Genomic DNA, 20,059 nt, shown 5'->3' on the forward strand with positions numbered 1-20,059 from the left:
ATGAAAACAAAAACGTTGTATGTTTGTCAAGAGTGCGGCGCGCAATCATCGGGATGGCTTGGGAAATGCTCGAGCTGTCAGAGTTGGAATTCGTTTGTTGAAGAGCGTATAAATCCCGTTGAAACGCCTAGGGATGAAATGTTTTTTAAGCAAACTCCTGTTTTGTTAAGCGAGGTGCCGACTCAAGATGAAAATCGGTTTAAAACAGACAATGAAGAATTTGATCGTGTTTTAGGTGGGGGCTTTGTTCCTGGATCGGTGACTCTTTTAGGGGGAGATCCTGGCATCGGCAAATCAACATTGTCGCTTCAGGTTGGTTGTCTCTTGAGTGCAAAAGGACAAAAGATCCTTTATGTCAGTGGTGAAGAATCTGTGAAGCAGGCAAAAATGCGTGCTGATCGTCTTGTAGAGCAAGGCAGATCAAATCTTTATATGGTAAATCAAATTGATTTAGATTTGATTATTGATCAGATTAAAGAATTAAAACCTGACGTGGTTATTGTTGATTCAATTCAGGTTGTATATAAAAAAGACTTTTCGTCGAGCCCCGGGAGCGTTAGTCAAGTTCGTGAATGCGCATCGCTTTTAACGCAGCTGGCAAAAACAAAATCTATTGCTATTATTTTAATAGGGCACGTAACGAAAGAAGGCGCTTTGGCTGGGCCGCGCGTACTAGAACATTTAGTTGATACGGTGCTTTATTTTGAGGGAGAGCGGTATTCGAGTTATCGCATCTTGCGGACAACGAAGAATCGATTTGGTTCAACTAACGAGCTTGGTGTTTTTGAAATGACATCTAACGGATTGCAAGAAGTGAGAAATCCGTCTGAAATTTTTTTGGCTGAGAGAGCGGTTGGATCTTCAGGGTCAGTGGTTGTTCCGATTTTAGAGGGGACGCGACCATTTTTAGTTGAGATTCAGGGATTGGTTAGTCGTGCAAACTTCGGTGGGGTACGGCAAAAGACACAAGGGTTTGATGCTAACCGTTTAGCATTATTAGCTGCGGTATTAGAAAAGAAGAATGGGCTTTCGCTTCAGGATAAAGATATATTCTTAAACGTTGTTGGTGGCGTCAAGGTCATGGATCCAGCAGCAGATCTAGGGGCTGCCTTAGCGGTTGCTTCAGCGCTATTGGATAAGAAAATTCCTTCCGATTTAGTGGTTTTAGGCGAGGTTGGCTTGTCGTCTGAAGTACGCAGCGTTAGTCAGGTTGCCTTAAGAGTTAATGAAGCGCACAAGCTGGGATTTAAGAAATGTATTTTGCCAAAGAATAATTTGAAGAATCAAAAGCAGTTGAAATCTTATGGCCTTGAATTTATTGCTGTTGAGACAGTAAAAGAAGCTTTGAGTTGTTTATAAAATAAATTTATTTATTCATATTCATTATAAAAAGGAGCTGTTATGACATTGACGATCGTGAGGATATTCTTTTTTATTCTAAGCGTTATTGTTGGCCAACAAATTGGTGAAATTAATGGCAATGTTTTATTTGGTTTGATTGGTGGTGCGAGCTTTGGTCTTTTGCTTATTGTTTTAGAGGGGAGTATGTATCGTGTTTCTCTTCGAGGTTTGTCGAGCATGGTTTTTGGCCTTGCCTTAGGGATGGTTATCGCGAAGCTGATTACAGATATTTTAGCTTTGCTTCCTTTAGATGTTTATTCAATTTCAATTTTTCGTGTTGTCCTAACTCTTGTGTTTTGTTATTTGGGCGTCACCATGGCGCTTAGAGGAAAAGATGATTTTAACCTTATTATTCCTTATGTTAGATTCAAAAAAGAAAATTTCTATGAAAATGTCGTTATTTTAGATACGAGTGCGATTATCGATGGGCGGATTGTTGACATTTGTAAAACAGATTTCTTCCAAGCGCGATTAGTTGTACCGCGATTTATTTTAAAAGAATTGCAGCATTTAGCAGATTCTAAGGATGGCCTAAAGCGCGAGAAAGGCCGACGCGGCATGGAGATTTTAAGCTCTATGCAAAAAGATCCAGCCATTGATATTAAAGTTCATGAAGATGACATTCCTGATGTTTTTGAAGTTGATGATAAGCTTTTGCATTTGGCAAAGCGTATTGAAGCAAAGATTTGTACGACTGATTTTAATTTGAATCGTAATGCAGGTATTCAAGGTATCAGAATTTTAAATGTCAATGAGCTTGTCAACGCTGTTAAACCTGTTGTGTTTCCAGGAGATCAATTAATTGTAAAATTAGTCAAGGAAGGCACAGAGGCTAATCAGGCGGTAGGATATATGGATGATGGAACTATGATTGTTGTTGCGGATGCACGTTCGAAAGTAGGGGCAGAGGTTAAGGCTGAGGTTACATCAGCATTGCAGACACAAGCAGGGCGTATGATTTTTGCAAAGCTTGCTTAATAAATATGAAAACACAAGTAATCATTCCATCGGCAGGCATTGGTTCACGGCTCAAAACAGCTACTTTAAAGCCATTGATTGTGTTAGACGGAAAACCAATCTTTATTCATTGCTTAGAAGCGTTTGAAGCATGTTCTTTGATTCACAGTATTATTGTTGTTGTTAGCTCGGAAAGCATTGAAGATTTTAAGGTTGCTATAAAAGAAAATGGATTGAAAAAAGTAAAAGCAATTGTTCCGGGGGGAAGCGAACGATGTGATTCTGTCCAGAACGGTCTTAAGCAAGTAGATGATGATGCGGACGTTGTTCTTGTTCATGATGGCGCAAGGCCTTTTGTATCGGTTGACCTTATTGAGCGATGCATTAAAGCGCTTAAAGAAAATGAAGCTGCGATTGCTGCGGTGGCTGTTAAGCCAACAATTAAATTAGTGGACGCAGAAAGGATGATTATTGAGAAAACACTTGATCGTACAAAACTTTGGGATGCTCAAACACCACAAGCGTTTAAGAAAGATATTATTGTAAAGGCGTATAGTCATATGTTGCAAGAGAATCCAACAGATGATTCTAGCCTTGTTGAGCGGATGGGCGTGAAGGTTAAAATTGTTGAAGGCAGTTATGATAATATTAAAATTACAACACCGGAAGATTTGAAATTAGCGGAAATTTTAGTTAAGACAAGAGGAAAAGAATAATGGAAAGAATTGGTATAGGATATGACCTTCATCGCTTGGTTGAGGGAAGAAAATTAATTCTAGGGGGACTGGAGATTCCTTTTAAAAAAGGATTGATGGGCCATTCTGATGCTGATGTCTTAACACATGCGATTTGTGATGCCTTTTTAGGTGCGATTGGTAAAGGCGACATTGGAGAACATTTTCCTGATACAGATGAGCAATACAAAGGAATTTCTAGCATGGTTTTGCTGGATAGGGTTAAGAATTTAGTTTCTGAGCAAGGGTTTAAGATAGCCAACGTAGACACAATTATTATTGCAGACGAACCAAATTTAAAACCTTTTAAGTCAAAAATAAAATTAAGTCTTGCGCAGGCTTTAGGTCTTTCGGAGGATAAAATAAATGTTAAGGCAAAAACAACAGAAGGCTTAGGGTTTGGATCTGGCAATCAAGAGGCCATCGTTGTGCATGCGGTTGTGTTGTTAAAGAAATAATCGGGGGACATTGTCATGATATCTTTTTTTATTAATTTAAGCATTATTTTAGTGCTTTGGTATTTTTTAGTGATTATTAAATTTTCTGATGAAATTAAATCTGCTCAAGAAAGAGATCCTGCTGCAGGAGGAAGTTTTCAGATTGTATTTTTATATTCTGGGTTACACGCGATTGTCTTTTATCGTATCGCCCATATGTTTTTAAGGCAAAATATTCCGTTTTTGCCCCGATTTATTTCACAAATGGCAAAGTTTTTAACTGGTATTGAAATTCATCCTGGTGCAAAAATTGGCAAAGGACTTTTTATTGATCATGGCACGGGTGTTGTTGTTGGAGAGACAACTATTATTGGAAGAAATGTTACATTGTTTCAAGGTGTCACCCTTGGTGGAACTGGAAAAGAAATCGGTAAGCGTCATCCGACGCTTGGTGACAATATTGTCGTTGGGGCTGGAGCAAAAATATTGGGGAACATCAAGATTGGAAGCAATTCATATATTGGCGCTAATGCGGTTGTTCTTAAAGAGGTGCCACCGAACACTACTGTGGTTGGTGTCCCTGGGCGCGTGACAAAACAGGATGGAAAAAAAATAGATAAAATGATGGATCACATTCACGTGCTGGATCCTGTTATGGAACAAATGGAAGAGCTCAAACAAAGAATTCAAGAACTTGAAGAGAAAGTTAAATAGTCTATTCTATGGCTGTTGAAATTTATAATTCTTTAACAAAGAAAAAAGAACTTTTGGAGCCTATTCAAAATAAGGCCATCAATATGTATTCTTGCGGGGTGACAGTTTATGACAAATGTCATATTGGTCATGCACGTAGTCTTTATATTTTTGATGTGATTAAACGTTACTTAAAATTCAGAGGCTATTCGGTTAAGCTGGTTCGAAATATTACAGATATTGATGATAAAATCATTCAAAAAGCTAACGACTTGAAGAAGGATTGGTCTGTTGTTGTTAAAGAAAATATTGATAGGTATTATCAGGACCTAAAAGGACTAAATGTTTCTGTCGCAGATATTGAGCCTCGCGCAACGGAAAATATTCCGGAGATGATTCAGCATATCGAGAAGCTTATTAAAAAAGATTTTGCATATGAATCTGATGGTGATGTGTATTTTAATGTAAGAAAGTTTAAAGATTATGGAAAGCTTTCTGGTCAAAGTATTGAGAAAATGAAAGAGGCAGTTCGTATTGAGAAAACAAGTGTAAAAAGCGATCCTTTGGATTTTGCGCTTTGGAAAAAATCAAAAGAAGGAGAGCCTTATTGGGATAGCCCTTGGGGCAAAGGGCGGCCTGGTTGGCATATTGAATGCTCTGTTATGAGCATGAAATATTTAGGTTGCGAAACACTTGATATTCATGCTGGTGGCCGAGATCTTGTTTTTCCTCACCATGAAAATGAAGTTGCCCAAAGTGAAGCCCTGACAGGAAAGCCTTTTGCCAAATATTGGATTCATCACGGACTTCTAACGATTAACGCACAAAAGATGAGCAAGTCTTTAGGTAACTTTATTACTATTGAAGATGCTTTGGAAAAATATACTTCAGATGAGCTTAAGTTGTTTTTTTTGACATCTCATTATGCGAGTTCGATTGATTTTAATGAAGAGAAGATGTTGGATATGCATAAAAATATCGAACGCTTTAAAATTTTTGATGCAGAGGCAAATAAAGTAAATTTGGACAAAGAGGACAAACAGCAGAGGCTCCCAGAAGAAATACAAAAACAGTATGATGAATTCTTGTCGGCTATGGACGATGATTTTAATACACCTCGAGCGCTAGCCGCGCTTTTTGAAATGGTTACAGAAGCATATAAAGCAAAAGATAAAAATGTCATTTATCAGACAAATCAACTTGTTTGTCGGTTGGGACGTGATGTTCTTGGACTTTCTATGGATTTTGTAGATAAAGACTTGTCTGAGGAAGAAACGATTTTTTTAAAAGAGCGTAAGCAGGCGCGCTTGAATAAAGATTTTAAACGCTCTGATGAGCTTCGAGATCTTTTAAAAGCAAAAGGCATTATTGTTGAAGATGGAAAAGAAGGACAGTCATGGCGAAGAGCGTAAAAGGAAAATTTATTACATTTGAAGGGTCTGAGGGGTGTGGAAAAAGTACTCAAGCAAAATTGTTATGTGATTACTTGCAAGATAAGAATAGAAAAGTTTTACATATTCGCGAACCTGGTGGTATTAAAATTAGTGAAAAAATTCGAAGTATCTTGCTTGATGTTCAAAATGAAGAAATGACTAAAGAATGCGAAGTGCTTTTGTATATGGCTGCACGCGCACAGCTTGTTGAAGAAATTATTGCTCCTGCGTTAAAGAAGGGAATTATTGTGGTTTGTGATAGGTTTTTGGATTCGACGTTAGCTTATCAGGGGTATGGATGCGGCATTGATGTGAATCTTATTGAACAAGTAGGTTTTTTTGCGACAAAAGGCATTGTGCCGGATATTACATTTTTGTTAGACATGGAAACGTCCAAGGGCTTGTCTCGTATTCGACAAAGCAAAGACAGGATTGAGCAAAGACCTTTGGAGTATCATGATTGTGTGCGAAAAGGATATTTGGCTTTGGCCAAAAAAGAACCAAAGCGAATTAAAGTCATAGAAGCTAATGACAGCAAAGATAGCATTCAGCAGCAGATTCAGGAAGTTATTTCAAGGATGTTGAATATATGACAACTAGTCTAGATATCGTAAATTCTTTAATTGTTGAACGTTTTGCTTCATTTGTAAAATCTGAGCGTTTAGCGCATGCATATTTTTTTTCGGGTTCAAAAGGCATTGGAAAGTTTGAAACAGCACTAGCAGTGGCAAAGCTTGTGAATTGCGAGGATTTAAAAGATGGAATGTTTTGTGATGCATGTTCAGCGTGTCTGAAAATTAATAATAGTAATCATCCTGATATTCATGTTTTAGAAGATAACGGAGAAAGCATAAAAATAGATGACATTCGTTTGCTTATAAGATCGCTTCAGTTTCGATCATTTGAGGCGAGAATAAAAGTCTTTTTGATTCAAAATGCGCAACGCTTAACTATTGAAGCTAGCAATGCTCTTTTGAAAACTTTAGAAGAACCAAGTCGAGATAGCTTGATTATTTTGACGACTTCAATGCCGGAGCGTTTGCTAGAAACAATTCGTTCGCGCTGCCAAGCGGTGCATTTCTTTTCTTTAGCGAATGCAGCGGCAAAAAAAGAATTGATAGAAAATCAAGAATGCGAAGAAGGGATGTCGCACTTTTTAGCTTATTTTTCTGATGGATGCTTAGTCAGCCTTGACAAGGACTATCAAGATATTTTTGATCGTAAAAATAAAGCGATTAATGAATTTGTGTTCGAAGAAGATAGCGAGCCATATTTTAAAGTTATTTTATCGGATAAAAACATGATGCGAGAGACTTTAAGGTTTTTATTCTTATGGTTTAAAGATTTAATGATGATTAAAAGTGGAGTCCCTCAACAATATTTGGCAAATATTGATCGCGTGAGTGATTTAAAGTATTTTGAAAAACGATATTGTTTTGAAGAGATTGAAGAAGTCTTAAATGATATTGTTGTGACCCAAAAGGCTATTGATGAGAATTTTAATATCAAAGTGCCCTTAGCTATTATAAAGGAGAAGATATGGAAAAAGTAGTTCAGGTTGGGCTAGGAGAGTTTCGAGGCATTGGCCTATACAACCTTAAAGATATTGTATGCAAACGCGGGGACATTGTTATCTTGAGTATTGATCGTGCGACAGAATATGGAAAAATTATTTCTGACACTGATGCGTCTCCCGAGGGACGCGTTGAGAACCTTCCTGGCAAGGTGTTACGTGTTTCAACTGAGGAAGATTTAAAGCGTATTGAAAGAAACAAAGAAAAGGCCAAGGAAACTGGTTTGACATGCGAGAAAAAAATTGCTGAGCAAAATCTTAGCATGAAAATTATTCATTGCGAATTTAGTTTTGATAACAGTAAGATTGTATTTTTCTTTATTTCTGATGAACGTGTTGATTTTAGAAATCTTGTCAAAGAGCTTGCTGGTATTTTTAGAGCACGTATTGAGCTTAAGCAAATTGGTGTGCGTGATCAAGCTAAGACTGTCGGAGGTATTGGGTGTTGTGGTCGTGCACTTTGTTGTTGCTCGTATATGAGAGATTTTCACCCATTGACCATTAAGATGGCAAAGGAGCAAGATTTGCCTATTAATCCGTCGAGAATTTCTGGTGTTTGTGGGAGGATTAAATGTTGCATGGCGTATGAATTTCCACTTTATAAGCAATATGCCAAAGGCATGCCAAAGCGCGGCGCGAAAATTAACACTCCGCTAGGAAAGGGCAAAGTTTTTGATGTTAATATTTTGCAGCGATGTGTCAAAGTGGATTTAGGGGAAGGTAAAACGACAAAAGTATCTTTTGGTAAAGGTGATGAAGAATAAATTTTATATTACAACTCCTATTTATTATGTAAATGATAAACCCCACATTGGTCATGCTTACACAACTATTTTAGCAGATGTGCTTGCACGTTATCATCGGGTTGAGGGCGATGATGTCTTTTTTTTGACAGGGTTGGATGAACATGGTCAAAAAGTTCAGCAGGCAGCACAAAAAAGGAATTTAAGCGAACAGGCTCATTGCGATGATCTTGCGCCTCGATTTATTCAGCTTTGGGAAAAACTTGAGATCCAAAATACTGATTTTATTCGTACAACGGAAAGCCGCCATATCAAAGTTGTTCAGGATGCCCTACAAAAAGTGTATGATGCAGGCGATATTTATGTTGATGAATACGAGGGATGGTATTCGGTTTCCGAAGAACGATTTATTACTGAGACTGAAAAAGAGTCTGGCACTTTTCGCGATATTAAAAAGCTTAAAGAGCGTAATTGGTTTTTTAGGATGAGTAAGTATCAAGAAAAGCTTATCGATCATATCAATAATAATTCTGATTTTATTGAACCAGAACATCGCAAGAATGAAGTTTTAGGATTTCTAAAACAACCTTTAGGGGACTTGTGCATTTCTCGGCCTAAAGAGCGCATGAGTTGGGGTATTGAAATTCCGTTCGACAAAGAGTATGTTACGTATGTTTGGTTTGATGCGCTTTTAAATTATATTACAGGTATTGGTTATGGCGTTGATGATGAGAAATTTAAAACTTGGTGGCCATATGCGATGCATTTAATGGCTAAAGATATTTTAACTACGCATTGTGTATATTGGCCAACAATGTTGCTTTCTCTTGGGATTAATTTGCCGAAGAAAATCTTTGCACACGGGTGGTGGCTTATTGGCAAAACGAAGATGAGCAAATCTCTTGGAAATATTGTTGATCCGCTTGATTTGGTTGATCAATATGGCGTGGATGCTGTGCGTTATTATTTGATGCGCGAAATGGTATTGGGCCAAGATGCTAATTTTACCGCTGATTCTTTTATCAAACGATACAATAGCGATTTGGCGAATGATTTCGGAAATCTCTTGAATCGCGTTGGAGGTCTGATTGGAAAATATTTTGAAAGCCATATCCCAGAGTCAGGAAAGCTTACCGAAGAAGATGAAGAGATCAAAGGAATTGCAAATGCCTTGGATGCAAAAATAAAGAATCAGATTGAAAATATGCGGATTCACGAGGCCATTGAAGAAGTCCTTATTTTAGTGCGCAGTGTAAATAGTTATTTAGAAAAACAAGCGCCATGGAAAGTTGCTAAAGAAGATTTGAATCGAGCAGCAACGATTCTTTATGTGGCAACTGAAGCGCTTAGAATTTCTGCAGTGCAACTTTTGCCTGTTATTCCAGGAAAAGCACTAGAAGTTTTAGATATTTTAGGTGCAAGAGATACGCGGTCAAAATGGGGAGAGCTTAAGAGTGGCTTGGCACTTAAAGAGCATCAAGCGTTGTTTCCTCGCATTGAAGTTGAGAAAGAATAATTATGGCTATTCCAACGATTAAGTGGGCCAATAATTGCGTTCGAATTATTGATCAGACTAAGCTTCCTGGCAAGCTTACATTTATTAATTGTAAAGATATTCAAACTCTTTGGAAAGCAATTAAAGTTTTAAGTGTTCGTGGTGCACCGGCGCTTGGAGCGGCTGCTGGTTTTGGCGTTTTGCTCGGGATTCAGAAAATAAAGACAAATAGTCGAAATATATTCGAAAAGAAATTCTTTAAGGTTTGTGATTATATTGCTACGTCACGTCCAACGGCAGTAAATTTATTCAATGAGCTTGAGCGTATGAAAAATGTTGTCATAGACAATCCTAAGGATACTGTTTTGCAGTTGCGTAAAAAATTAAAACATCAGGCTTTTGAAATTTTTGAGAGGGACAAGCGTGTTTGCCGTAAGATCGGTGGCCATGGTTCAAAGCTCATCAGAAACGGGAGCAGGCTTTTGACAGTTTGCAATGCAGGGGCACTTGCGACGGTTGACTATGGAACAGCCCTAGGCGTCATGTATTCGGCCAAAGAAAAAAAGAAAAAGTTTAAAGTTTATGCTTGCGAAACACGTCCGCTTTTGCAAGGCGCAAGACTTACAGCTTGGGAGCTATTGCGCGAGAAAATTGATACAACGCTTATTTGTGACAACATGGCAGCAACGTTGATGTCTCAGGGAGAAATTGATATGATTTTCGTTGGGGCTGACCGAATTGCATTAAATGGGGATGTTGCTAATAAGATTGGAACATATAGTTTGGCGGTTTTAGCAAATTATCATAAAGTTCCATTTTATATTGTTGCGCCAAAATCAACTTTTGATACAAGTATTCAGACTGGCAAACAAATTCCAATTGAGCAAAGAGGATCAAAAGAAATTACACATATTGCCAAAAATCAAGTTGCACCTAAAGGTGTTAAGATATATAACCCTGCGTTTGATGTCACCCCTTATCAATTAATTTCAGGGATTGTGACAGAAGGTGGTATTTTGCGTGCGCCTTTTAAAGAAAATATTTCTAAATTATTTAAGAAATGAGATCTTTGAGAAAATTAGGTGAATTTGGGCTTATTGATGCGATCAAGAAAAGTGTGCCTGTAAAAAAAGAAGTTGTTAAAGGTATCGGTGATGATGCCGCTATTTTGCCGCTTGATAAAAAAAGAAATTTTCTTTTAACGACGGACATGCTTGTTGAAGGTGTACATTTTGGCCTAAAAGATAGTCGAAACCTTGTTGGAAGAAAAGCGTTGGCTGTCAGTATTAGTGACATTGCTGCTATGGGCGGCGTGCCAAAATTTGCTGTTGTGTCTTTAGGCGTTTCTAAAAAGATGCGTGCCCAAGAAGTTAAGGATATTTATAAAGGTCTTTCAGAAATTGCTAAAATATTTGATGTTAGTATTGTTGGAGGCGATACTGTTCAATCCGATAAATTGATTATTAATATTGCCTTGACTGGTGAAGCTAGAAAAAAAGATATTATTTTGCGATCGGGAGCAAAGCCAGGGGATGTGATTTTTGTCACAGGTGTTTTAGGACGATCGCTGAAGACAAAAAAGCATTTAAACTTTATACCGCGCTTTCAGTATTCACAGTATTTGGTTAAGAAATTTAAGCCAAGTGCAATGATTGATGTTTCTGATGGGCTTTCGTCGGATTTAAAGCATATTTTAAGCGAAAGTAATGTTGGTGCTGTGATTGACGAGGAAAGGATACCATGTGCTAAAGGAGCCACAAGTGCTCAGGCGTTATGTGATGGTGAAGATTTTGAGCTTGTTTTTACGTTGACAAAGAAAAAGGCAGAGGTCTTTAAACGACAAAAGAAAGTTACGTTTTATGAAATTGGCGTTATTGTGCACGAGAGAAACGGTTTTATGTTACGTTCTCGAGATGGAAAATTGTGCAGAATAGCCAAAGAAGGGTATAGGCACTTTTAATATGAGCTTTAAATATCTATCTGAATCTGTAAAGAAAACAGAACAATTGGGTAAGATTTTAGCAAAAAATTTAAAACCTGGGGACATTGTATGTCTTTTCGGTGAGCTTGGTTCAGGCAAAACCGTTTTGGCCAAAGGTATTGCTCAGGGGTTAAGAATCAAAAAGAAAGATATTCATAGTCCTACTTTTACGTTAATGAATATCTATCCTGGACCGAAAGTGCCGATATATCATTTTGATTTATATCGCATTAAAAAGCCAAAAGAGATTGAGGCAATTGGTTATGAAGACTTTTTTTATGGAGAAGGAATTTCTGTTGTGGAGTGGGCGGATCGTCTCGGACCTCTTTTACCAAAAGCGTATTTGTCTATTAAGCTTGAGCATAAATCAGAAGACGAGAGATTTATTACAGTTATGGGCAAGACTAAGTATTTTAAAGAGTTGGTAGAAAAAATAAAGGTATGAACGTTTTAAATCTTGATAGTTCAACGAAAATATTTAGTATCGCGGTTTCTAAAGACAAAGAAATATTATCCACGTGTAGCTTAAGATTAGAAAAAGCATTGTCGGTTTCTATTATTCCAATGATTGACAGTGTTCTTAAGAAAGCAAATTTTTCCCTAGAAAATATTGATGGGTTTGCCGTAGGTGTTGGGCCAGGTTCTTTTACGAGCCTTCGCGTTGGCCTTTCAACGGTTAAGGCTTTTGGCATGGTAACTCAAAAGCCTGTGGTAGGCGTTTCAAGTTTAGATGTGATTGCGCAAGGTGCAAAAGATTTAGGATCAGATCAGATTTGTGTTTTGTGTGATGCAAGGCGTAGCATGGTTTTTTCTAGTGTCTATAAAATAAGAAATAATCAGTTAAAGAGGGTTAGCGCCTATTTTTTATCTGAAGCTAAAGATGTTTTGAAGAAAATTAAAGGAGATTGTTTGTTTGTTGGCGATGGCGTTGAAATCTTTGAAAAAGAAATCAAAGCATATTTTAAGGGGAAGAATAATATTGTATTTGGGGATGAGAAAAATAATTATGCGAAAGCAGATGATTTGGCGGTCTTGTCTTTTGAGCGATTTAAAAGTAAGAAAATAGATAATATTAACACGTTAACACCAATGTATTTATACCCAAAAGATTGTCAGGTGAGGCGATGAGAAAAAAGACGATTTGTTCGCCGATGGCGTGGACAGAAATAAATACCAAAGCACTTGTTTCAAATATAAAAGCGATTAAGCGGTTAGCAAAAAAGAGCACAGGTGTTTTGGCTGTAGTAAAGGCTAATGCTTATGGCCATGGTTTAGAGAAAGTTGCCAAGACTTTGAATAAGCAAGGCGTGAAGTTTTTTGGTATTTCTGATATTAATGAAGGAATTGCTCTTAGAAATTTAGGGATTAAAAAGCGTATTATGATTTTGGAGAGTATTTTGCCTGAAAATGCAGAATATTTAGTTGAGCATAATATTACGCCTGTTGTTTGTACGTTTGAATTAGCGAAAGCTTTAAATTATTTTGCATCCAAGAGAAAAAAGAAATTTTGTATTCATATTAAAATTGATACGGGCATGAGTCGTCTTGGTGTTTGCCAGGCAAAGGTGTCTGATTTTATTGATCAGGTTTCTTGTTTACCATGGATTGTCATTGAAGGGCTTTGTACTCATTTTCCTCTTGCTGATACGAATAGTAGTTTTACAAAGAATCAAATTAAAACTATTCTTCGCTTAGCAAAGAAAGCCAAAGAGGAAGTCGCAACTATTAAATATGTGCATGCGGCGAACAGCATGGGGCTTGTTGCTTTTGATCATCAAGGATTCAATCTTGCTCGTACGGGATTGATGCTTTATGGACTTTATCCATCGATGAAAATAAGGAAGAAAATTAAGCTTGTCCCGGCGATGAGTGTAAAGTCTCGCATTTGTTTTATTAAGAGCATTTCTAAGGGGCGAGGCGTTAGCTACGGTCATACTTTTGTGACCAACAGGAAGATGTCGGTTGCGACAGTTTCTATTGGCTATAGCGATGGATATTTAAGATCTTTTTCAAATAAAGCTAAAGTGATTATTCAAAGTCAGCTGTGCCCAGTTATTGGAAATGTGACCATGGATCAAATTATGGTGGATGTTAGCCGTGTTAAGAATATAAAAATTGGTGATGAAGTGTGTGTGATGGGCAGACAAGGGAATCAAAAGGTGACGGCTGATGATTTGGCAAAAATTGCAAAGACAATTAACTATGAGATTACTTGTTGTTTAGGTAACAGATGATAAATCTGTTTGTCTACAAGGCAAACAAAAATATTAAGGAGGGAATTATGAAGAAAAGTACAGAGCAACAGATTCAAGAGCTAGAAGAAAAATTGAATTCTGTTAAGGCGCAAGACTTTATGACGACAAATGTTGTGATGGCTCAAGAGGATTTAAGTTTGGCTGAAGTTGCAGACTTTATGATAAAAAAACGTATTAGTGGATTGCCCGTTTCTGGAAAAGATGGTCAGCCAACTGGCATGATCACAGCAACAGATTTGTTTACTTTGATTGATATTATTCGCTCTGGATCGATTAAGGAAGATGCTTTGAATCCAAAAGTTAGTTTTGCGATGTCAGCTAGAATTATTAGCATTGAAAAAACAACATCATTGGCTGAAATCATTGATATTATGAAACGAAAAAATATTCATACAATTCCAGTTTATGAAGATGGAAAAATGGTCGGCGTTGCTGGAAGACGCGATGTTTTTAAGAATTTTTATAGCATTGCTCAGGGTATTGCAAGCGAACAATAAATCTTAAAAGATAGTATCAATAAATTATACAAGGAAAAAGAAATGAACAGAACAGTGTTGTTAATTGATGATGAGCCAGATATTCGGGAAGTGATGGCAAAAAGATTAAAAGCATTAGAATGGGATGTTGTTACGGCGGAAAATGGTGAAGAGGGGCTTTCGGTCTTGAAAGAAAAGAAGCCAGATATTATTTTGCTGGATGTTATGATGCCTATTATGGATGGATTTGAATTTTTTAAGAATTTAAAACGGAATCAAGCGTATGCTAATATTCCGGTTGTTGTTTTAACAGCAAGACGATTGATGAAAGATACCTTCGAAGCTTTGGGTGTTACTGATTTTATTTCAAAGCCTGTTGAGGTTGAAGAACTGAAAGAAAAAATGGAGCTTGCTCTTGCTAAAAAGGCACTTGTGTTGTGTAACGATTCTGAAGCGAACGAGTGCATCCTTAAGGCTTTGGAAAGTAACGGATACAAAGGTTTTGCGACAAACGATGAAAATGATTTGCTTATGAAAGGAAAAGTTAAGGAATATGAGATTATTGTTATTCATCCAGCTTTTTTAAAGTCAGAACCAGAGGAATTCTTGCCTCGAGTAAAAGATCTTTTGTACAAAAATCCTTTTATTGCTATTTTTAGTGATGCTAGTTTGAAAGGGACGGAAGAAGGGTCGACTCTTGCCATTGAAGATAACAAGGCGAGATGGGCAAAGAATAAAATTAGTGCTTTTTTTGACGCAAGACTTGCCGATGATAACTTTTCTAAGGTTTTAAAAGGTTGGCTTTCAGAAAGTTGAGCTTTAGGTTTAATGTATTTTGCTTAAAGGAGATTAGCTATGAAGAAATCGATTGGCGCAAAGACGATTGTTTTTCCAACACCTGTATTCATTGTTGGAACCTATGACCAAGAGGACAAGCCTAATGTTATGACTGTTGCCTGGGGCGGTATTTGTTGCTCAAGTCCGGTATGCGTTTGCGTTTCATTGAGAGAGGCTACGTATAGTTATGGAAATCTTGTGAGGCGAAAGGCGTTTACAATTAGCATCCCATCTGAAGAGTATATTAAGCAAGCCGATTATTTTGGTATAGCCTCAGGAAGAAGTGAAGACAAATTCTTTAAAACAAAGTTTACAGCTGTTAAAAGCGATCTTGTGGATGCTCCGTACGTTAAGGAGTTTCCTTTTATTCTTGAGTGTACGCTTAAAGAAACTGTAAAGCTTGGATTGCACACGTTATTTATTGGTGAAGTTAAGGACATTAAAGTCGAAGAGTCTGTACTTGACGAAAAAGGTGTTCCTAACATCACAAAAGTTAAGCCTGCTGTTTTTGATTATGCGAGTCTTGCTTATTTTAGTATTGGTAAAAATCTTGGAAAAGCTTTTTCGATAGGCAAAGAAATTAAATAAAATCTATATTTGATATATTAGATTAAAAGAGGATAGAGTCGTAGGGCCTAAGAAAAGCGTGTTTACTTGCAACTCAAGAAATGGTTGGCTTTGGCGATAAAGTTAAGAGAAGAGCTTTTAAAAGATTTCAGAGAGAATTCTTTGGAAGAATGTAAGTCTTGTTCCTGAGGCCTTATCAATGATGTTTCTTCAAAGATGCATTTAAAACTGATGAGTATATATACTGATCTTGTTGAAATTAGGAAAATTATTCAAGAGAATGATGGGGAAAAAGAAAGTTCTTAAGATATTTTATTAGAATTTTGTTCTAAGTAAATAGAGTGATACTAAAAGGCAGATGCCTGGAGCCATCCAAGCAGAGAGAATCGGGGGAAGTAGCCCACCTTTTCCAAAAGCTAGTCCAACCGCATTTAATACATAAAAAATAAACCCAACACCAACCGCGATTCCTAAAGATGTAAAAGTTAGCGCTTTTCGTCGGTTAGTCATTAAAGCCAATGGAAGGCCAACAAGCAGAATAACTAAATTACTAAAAGGAAAAGCGATTTTTTGGTGAAAGTCTACACTGAGATTGTTAAGCGCTCTTTGGGCGCCGCTGCGCGTAAAACGTTTGATATATTGATGAAGCTGCTTGATGTTCATGGAATTGACATCGAGACGCTGGCGTAAGAAATCTTGGGGGGTTTCTTTGATGTCCATGAGCTTGTCATCGTAATAACGTATGCTTTCGGTCGTTGCGTCCCCTGGGATATCGAAGCTTGTAATTTGCAGACGATAAAACCTCCAAGCGATGCCTGTCCATTTTCCATTTAAAGCGACAATTTTTTCTTTAATTTGTTGGTTTTCGTCATGTCCAATGATTGTGACGCCATGCAAAGAGAAATCAGCAGGATTAAATTTATCAATATAAAATAATCGGTTCTTAAGTCCGTAAAATGTTAAGTCATCAATGGCTTGTTTTTTTCTTGCGGCATCAGATGAGAGGGCAAGATATTCATCCTCGATTGATTGAGACATGGATGTAGCTTGTGGGACAAAGCGTTCGTTAACCCAAAACATGAGAACAGAAACGATGAGCCCGAAATAAATTGCAGGTTTTGCAATTCGCCAAAAGCTTAAGCCCCCTGAACGTAAAACAATGATTTCATTATTGCTATTGGCGTGGCTAAACGTTAAAAGACATGCAATCAAGCAGGCTAGAGGTGAAGTTTGAGCAATGATGATAGGCAAAAATGAAAGATAATATTGAATTAAAATCTCGATTGATACTTTTTGTCGGATAAATTCATCTAAGTTGCTGGCCAAATCAATCAACACGTATAGGAAGCAGAAGATAATGATTGCTGAAATAAAAATAGTAACAATAGTTTTTAGAAGGTAACGTTCTATGATACGCATAATTTATAATTTAAGACAATGGCGACTATTGCGCCAATAATGTTAGGCATCCACATGGTGATGCCAATGGGTGTAATTCCTTGAACAGCGAGCGCTTGGCATCCTAAGGTTAATAAATAATAAATTGCTGCGCAGAGCATCGCAAGGGCAACATTGGCAGTTTTTTCTCTTCGATGCGTAACAACCGCGATCGGAAGGCCGAGCATCATAAAAATTAATACTGCAAAGGCCCAGACTAATTTTCTGTGAAACTCAATTCTCAAGTGTCTAACATCTTGAATGTTTAAATCATTCATTTCTTTAATTTTGTTTCGCACTTCTTCTAGTGTCATGCCTTGAGGTTTTTTTTCAATTTTTTTATTGTTAGCTTGGGACAAATCAAGTGTACGAAAAAAAGTGTTAAATTTTAGTTTGTAGAAATTGTTAGGATTTTCCAAATCTGGTTCATCGCTGGTTCCGTTGATGAGCTTGAGCTTGATTTTATCTTCGCCGGGCACTTGAGTAAATTCGCCTTCTTTGGCGGTAATGGTGCGTGTCATTTTTCCATCAGGTTGGGGTTGATAGATGCGCACATTGTACATTTTGTTTCCTTCGATGCGGTAAATAAAAAGAATTTGGTCTTTGAAATCTTTGATAAATGTTCCAGCTTCCAGGAGAGCCATTGGATTTTTAGTACCCACTTCTTTAAGAATTTTTCGCTGTTGATGATAAGCATGCGGGATAATACGAATGTTTAGAATAACAGAAAAAAGACTTAAAATGACACCTAAAACAAAAACAGGCCACAAAAGCCCTTTGAGACGGATGCCGTTTGCTCGCATGGCCAAAATTTCATTGTCATTTGAAAATCGGCCAAAAGTAAGAATAACTGCCATTAGGCAAGAAATGGGAAGTGTATAAGTAAGAACGTAAGGAATGTAGTAAAGAAAAACTTGTCCCACAAGGGCAAGGCTGACTCCTTTGTTGACGACCATATTGGCAAGCTTAATTAAATTGCCAAGCAAGAACACGCTAGTCAAAACGGATAGAGATAAAATAAACGGGACAATGCATTCCGCTAATATGTAATTACGTAAGATTTTCATTTTTTAAGCAATGGCCAGTGTTAATATTCCTATATATTTTGCTTGGGCTTGTTTTAGGATGCGCGTAGCTTCGCAAACTGTTGCGCCCGTTGTAATAAGATCATCCACAATCAGGATAGATTTCTCTAGAAAGTTTGATGGATGTCTTATTCTAAAGGCGTCTTTTGTATTTGTCCAGCGCTCTTTTTCATTAAGTAAAGCTTGCGTCTTTGTGTGTTTTTGGCGGATAAGATTATTTCTGGATAAAGGGATGTGAAATTTATGAGATAGATTTTGTGCAATGAGATCAGTTTGATTGTATTGCCGTTCACGCAGTTTTGTAGGGTGCAAAGGAATCGGCACAATAAAATCAAATTGTTTTATATCAATATGGTAATTCTCGATAAATGAAATTATAATATTAGAAAATAGATATTGAAGGGCAGTTTTATTTTTATATTTAAATAAATGAATAAGATTCTTCATAGAATCTGTATAGCGTGTCGCGGCCCAAGCTTGATCAAAAAAAGGTTGAGTTTTTTGGCATTGGGGACACCAAGAATTCTTGTTGGGGTTTTTTAGATGGCGAGAACATTTGACGCAGAAAGGGGGAAGATTAGGTGCGATGGTTTTTTGGCATGATGCACAAACAAGAAGTGGAGTAGTTGTGTTGGGAGATTTGCAAACAATACAATTGTTTGGATAGACTAATGAGAGAAGTCCATCTGCGAATTGTTTTAAAAAAAGAATAGGCATAAAGTAACCCTTAGATGCGACAGCAAAAGGCATTTTAGCATGAGTCATTTTTTCTGTCAAACATCGCTTAGATAAGAGCTTAGTTGTAATTTTTTAATATAATCGCCTTGTCAGAAAAAGCGAATCATCGTATAATAGCCACAGATTTAAGAAAATAGTTTTGTTTCAACGCGTTATCCTGACACGCTATAAGTGCAGAGCAAATCCGTGCAGATAATTTACGCTTCTTTTGGTCGAGTAAATTATGCGCTCATTTAAAGAAAGGGTTCTTATGTCTGTTATTGATCAAGATAAAGCACGTCTTTTAGAGATTCTCAAAAAAGATGCGTTTTTTAAAGAAAAAATTGTTCTTTCGTCTGGCAAGGAAAGCGATTATTACATTGATGCTCGTCGTGTGACATTGTCGGCAGAAGGTTCTTATCTTTGTGCTAAAATTATTTTGGATATGGTCAAAGATGATGGTGTTTCGATTTTGGGTGGACCAACGTTAGGGGCTGATCCTTTCGTTGGGGCCATTGCTTCTCAGAGTTTTGAAAACAAAAAACCAGTTAATACTTTTATTATTCGTAAGGCCCCGAAGGCACACGGCAAACAGCAACAGATTGAAGGACCAGATATCCCAAAAGGTTCTAAGGTTGTTTTGATTGACGATGTAGCGACAACAGGAAAAGCTTTTGTTCAATCTTTGGAAGTGATGAAAAATGCTGAGATTAATGTTCTTAAAGCAATTTGCATTGTGGATAGAGGCGAAGGCGCTAAGCAAGCGATTGCCAAATACAATTGTCCGCTTGAATCAATATTCCAAATATCCGATTTTCTAGATTAATGAAACATCCTCTTATACTAGCCTCACAGTCATCTCCGCGCAAGCGATTGCTTAAGCAGTTGGGCGTACCGTTTTGTGTTATTCCGAGCAAAGTCAAAGAGCACACTGATTCTTCTAAAGGATGCGCTGCGCTTGTTAAGAAAAATGCACTTTTAAAAGCACGCGACGTTGCATCGCGTATTACTCAGGGTATTGTTGTTGGATCGGATACACTTGTTTATATTAAGGGCAAAAAAATTATCGGTAAGCCTAGGAACTCGAAAGAGGCTAAAAAGAATTTAAAGATGCTATCACAAAATCCACATTGGGTTTATTCAGGGGTGGCAGTTGTGGATGCTAAGACAAAAAAGCAGGCCGTTGTTTGTGAGAAAACAAAAATCTATATGTGCTCATTGAGCAATAAGGAAATTGA

At 37.3% G+C, this 20,059-nt stretch carries 23 protein-coding genes; 20 read left to right on the forward strand and 3 right to left on the reverse strand.

All coding sequences use genetic code 11. The features are described 5' to 3' along the window. The 18 genes from radA to PHY73_08145 are packed head-to-tail and all read left to right on the forward strand — an operon-like array spanning position 1 to position 15,603. Positions 1 to 1,359 (forward strand): DNA repair protein RadA, encoded by a 1,359-nt coding sequence (gene radA, locus PHY73_08060; protein MDD3375654.1) that lies wholly within the window; start codon positions 1 to 3, stop codon positions 1,357 to 1,359. Between the two features lie 42 nt (positions 1,360 to 1,401). After that, positions 1,402 to 2,379 (forward strand): hypothetical protein, encoded by a 978-nt coding sequence (locus PHY73_08065; protein MDD3375655.1) that lies wholly within the window; start codon positions 1,402 to 1,404, stop codon positions 2,377 to 2,379. Between the two features lie 5 nt (positions 2,380 to 2,384). Further along, positions 2,385 to 3,074 (forward strand): 2-C-methyl-D-erythritol 4-phosphate cytidylyltransferase, encoded by a 690-nt coding sequence (ispD, locus tag PHY73_08070; protein MDD3375656.1) that lies wholly within the window; start codon positions 2,385 to 2,387, stop codon positions 3,072 to 3,074. Beyond that, complete coding sequence (gene ispF, locus PHY73_08075; protein MDD3375657.1) at positions 3,074 to 3,550, forward strand: 2-C-methyl-D-erythritol 2,4-cyclodiphosphate synthase; 477 nt, start codon at positions 3,074 to 3,076, stop codon at positions 3,548 to 3,550. The genes ispD and ispF overlap by 1 nt, the downstream gene beginning before the upstream one ends. 15 nt (positions 3,551 to 3,565) lie before the next feature. Next, positions 3,566 to 4,243 carry a serine O-acetyltransferase gene (gene cysE, locus PHY73_08080; protein ID MDD3375658.1) on the forward strand — a complete coding sequence of 226 codons (678 nt, stop codon included), beginning with the start codon at positions 3,566 to 3,568 and terminating at the stop codon, positions 4,241 to 4,243. 8 nt (positions 4,244 to 4,251) lie between these two features. Further along, entirely contained in the window at positions 4,252 to 5,634 is a 1,383-nt protein-coding gene (cysS, locus tag PHY73_08085; GenBank protein ID MDD3375659.1) for a cysteine--tRNA ligase, read from the forward strand. After that, positions 5,619 to 6,248: a dTMP kinase gene (gene tmk / locus PHY73_08090; protein MDD3375660.1), complete on the forward strand. Its 630-nt coding sequence runs from the start codon at positions 5,619 to 5,621 to the stop codon at positions 6,246 to 6,248. Before cysS ends, tmk begins: the two co-directional genes overlap by 16 nt. Next, complete coding sequence (holB, locus tag PHY73_08095; GenBank protein ID MDD3375661.1) at positions 6,245 to 7,207, forward strand: DNA polymerase III subunit delta'; 963 nt, start codon at positions 6,245 to 6,247, stop codon at positions 7,205 to 7,207. Before tmk ends, holB begins: the two co-directional genes overlap by 4 nt. After that, entirely contained in the window at positions 7,195 to 7,992 is a 798-nt protein-coding gene (ricT, locus tag PHY73_08100) for a regulatory iron-sulfur-containing complex subunit RicT (GenBank protein MDD3375662.1), read from the forward strand. Before holB ends, ricT begins: the two co-directional genes overlap by 13 nt. Further along, positions 7,982 to 9,487, forward strand: a complete 1,506-nt coding sequence (gene metG / locus PHY73_08105; protein MDD3375663.1) for a methionine--tRNA ligase — start codon at positions 7,982 to 7,984, stop codon at positions 9,485 to 9,487. Before ricT ends, metG begins: the two co-directional genes overlap by 11 nt. 2 nt (positions 9,488 to 9,489) lie before the next feature. Further along, the gene (gene mtnA / locus PHY73_08110; GenBank protein ID MDD3375664.1) at positions 9,490 to 10,530 is read left to right on the forward strand and encodes an S-methyl-5-thioribose-1-phosphate isomerase; all 1,041 of its coding nucleotides are present in this window, start codon (positions 9,490 to 9,492) and stop codon (positions 10,528 to 10,530) included. Next, on the forward strand, positions 10,527 to 11,426 hold the full coding sequence (gene thiL / locus PHY73_08115; protein MDD3375665.1) for a thiamine-phosphate kinase: 900 nt from the start codon (positions 10,527 to 10,529) through the stop codon (positions 11,424 to 11,426). The genes mtnA and thiL overlap by 4 nt, the downstream gene beginning before the upstream one ends. A 1-nt stretch (position 11,427) precedes the next feature. After that, positions 11,428 to 11,892: a tRNA (adenosine(37)-N6)-threonylcarbamoyltransferase complex ATPase subunit type 1 TsaE gene (gene tsaE, locus PHY73_08120; GenBank protein ID MDD3375666.1), complete on the forward strand. Its 465-nt coding sequence runs from the start codon at positions 11,428 to 11,430 to the stop codon at positions 11,890 to 11,892. Further along, complete coding sequence (gene tsaB / locus PHY73_08125; protein ID MDD3375667.1) at positions 11,889 to 12,575, forward strand: tRNA (adenosine(37)-N6)-threonylcarbamoyltransferase complex dimerization subunit type 1 TsaB; 687 nt, start codon at positions 11,889 to 11,891, stop codon at positions 12,573 to 12,575. Before tsaE ends, tsaB begins: the two co-directional genes overlap by 4 nt. Beyond that, positions 12,572 to 13,681: an alanine racemase gene (gene alr / locus PHY73_08130; GenBank protein MDD3375668.1), complete on the forward strand. Its 1,110-nt coding sequence runs from the start codon at positions 12,572 to 12,574 to the stop codon at positions 13,679 to 13,681. Before tsaB ends, alr begins: the two co-directional genes overlap by 4 nt. Before the next feature lie 47 nt (positions 13,682 to 13,728). After that, the gene (locus PHY73_08135; protein MDD3375669.1) at positions 13,729 to 14,199 is read left to right on the forward strand and encodes a CBS domain-containing protein; all 471 of its coding nucleotides are present in this window, start codon (positions 13,729 to 13,731) and stop codon (positions 14,197 to 14,199) included. Between the two features lie 42 nt (positions 14,200 to 14,241). Beyond that, complete coding sequence (locus PHY73_08140; protein ID MDD3375670.1) at positions 14,242 to 14,994, forward strand: response regulator; 753 nt, start codon at positions 14,242 to 14,244, stop codon at positions 14,992 to 14,994. Positions 14,995 to 15,033: 39 nt separating this feature from the next. Continuing rightward, on the forward strand, positions 15,034 to 15,603 hold the full coding sequence (locus tag PHY73_08145) for a flavin reductase family protein (GenBank protein ID MDD3375671.1): 570 nt from the start codon (positions 15,034 to 15,036) through the stop codon (positions 15,601 to 15,603). Positions 15,604 to 15,897: 294 nt separating this feature from the next. On the opposite strand, the gene lptG is transcribed toward PHY73_08145, so the two are convergent. Genes lptG through PHY73_08160 form a run of 3 tightly spaced genes read right to left on the reverse strand, consistent with a single transcriptional unit; the run spans position 15,898 to position 18,881 of the window. Continuing rightward, positions 15,898 to 17,001 carry an LPS export ABC transporter permease LptG gene (gene lptG / locus PHY73_08150; GenBank protein ID MDD3375672.1) on the reverse strand — a complete coding sequence of 368 codons (1,104 nt, stop codon included), beginning with the start codon at positions 16,999 to 17,001 and terminating at the stop codon, positions 15,898 to 15,900. Continuing rightward, positions 16,989 to 18,086, reverse strand: a complete 1,098-nt coding sequence (locus PHY73_08155; protein ID MDD3375673.1) for an LptF/LptG family permease — start codon at positions 18,084 to 18,086, stop codon at positions 16,989 to 16,991. Before PHY73_08155 ends, lptG begins: the two co-directional genes overlap by 13 nt. Before the next feature lie 3 nt (positions 18,087 to 18,089). Continuing rightward, on the reverse strand, positions 18,090 to 18,881 hold the full coding sequence (locus tag PHY73_08160; GenBank protein MDD3375674.1) for a ComF family protein: 792 nt from the start codon (positions 18,879 to 18,881) through the stop codon (positions 18,090 to 18,092). A gap of 211 nt (positions 18,882 to 19,092) precedes the next feature. Here PHY73_08160 and pyrE point away from each other — a divergent pair, with 211 nt between their 5' ends. Both pyrE and PHY73_08170 read left to right on the forward strand, forming a co-directional pair. Further along, on the forward strand, positions 19,093 to 19,647 hold the full coding sequence (gene pyrE / locus PHY73_08165) for an orotate phosphoribosyltransferase (protein MDD3375675.1): 555 nt from the start codon (positions 19,093 to 19,095) through the stop codon (positions 19,645 to 19,647). Continuing rightward, positions 19,647 to 20,059: Maf family protein (locus tag PHY73_08170; protein ID MDD3375676.1), on the forward strand; the 413-nt coding region annotated here is incomplete at its 3' end. The genes pyrE and PHY73_08170, both read left to right, overlap by 1 nt.

It is taken from the genome of Candidatus Omnitrophota bacterium (assembly GCA_028693815.1).
Lineage (GTDB): Bacteria > Omnitrophota > Gorgyraeia > Zapsychrales > Aceulaceae > Aceula.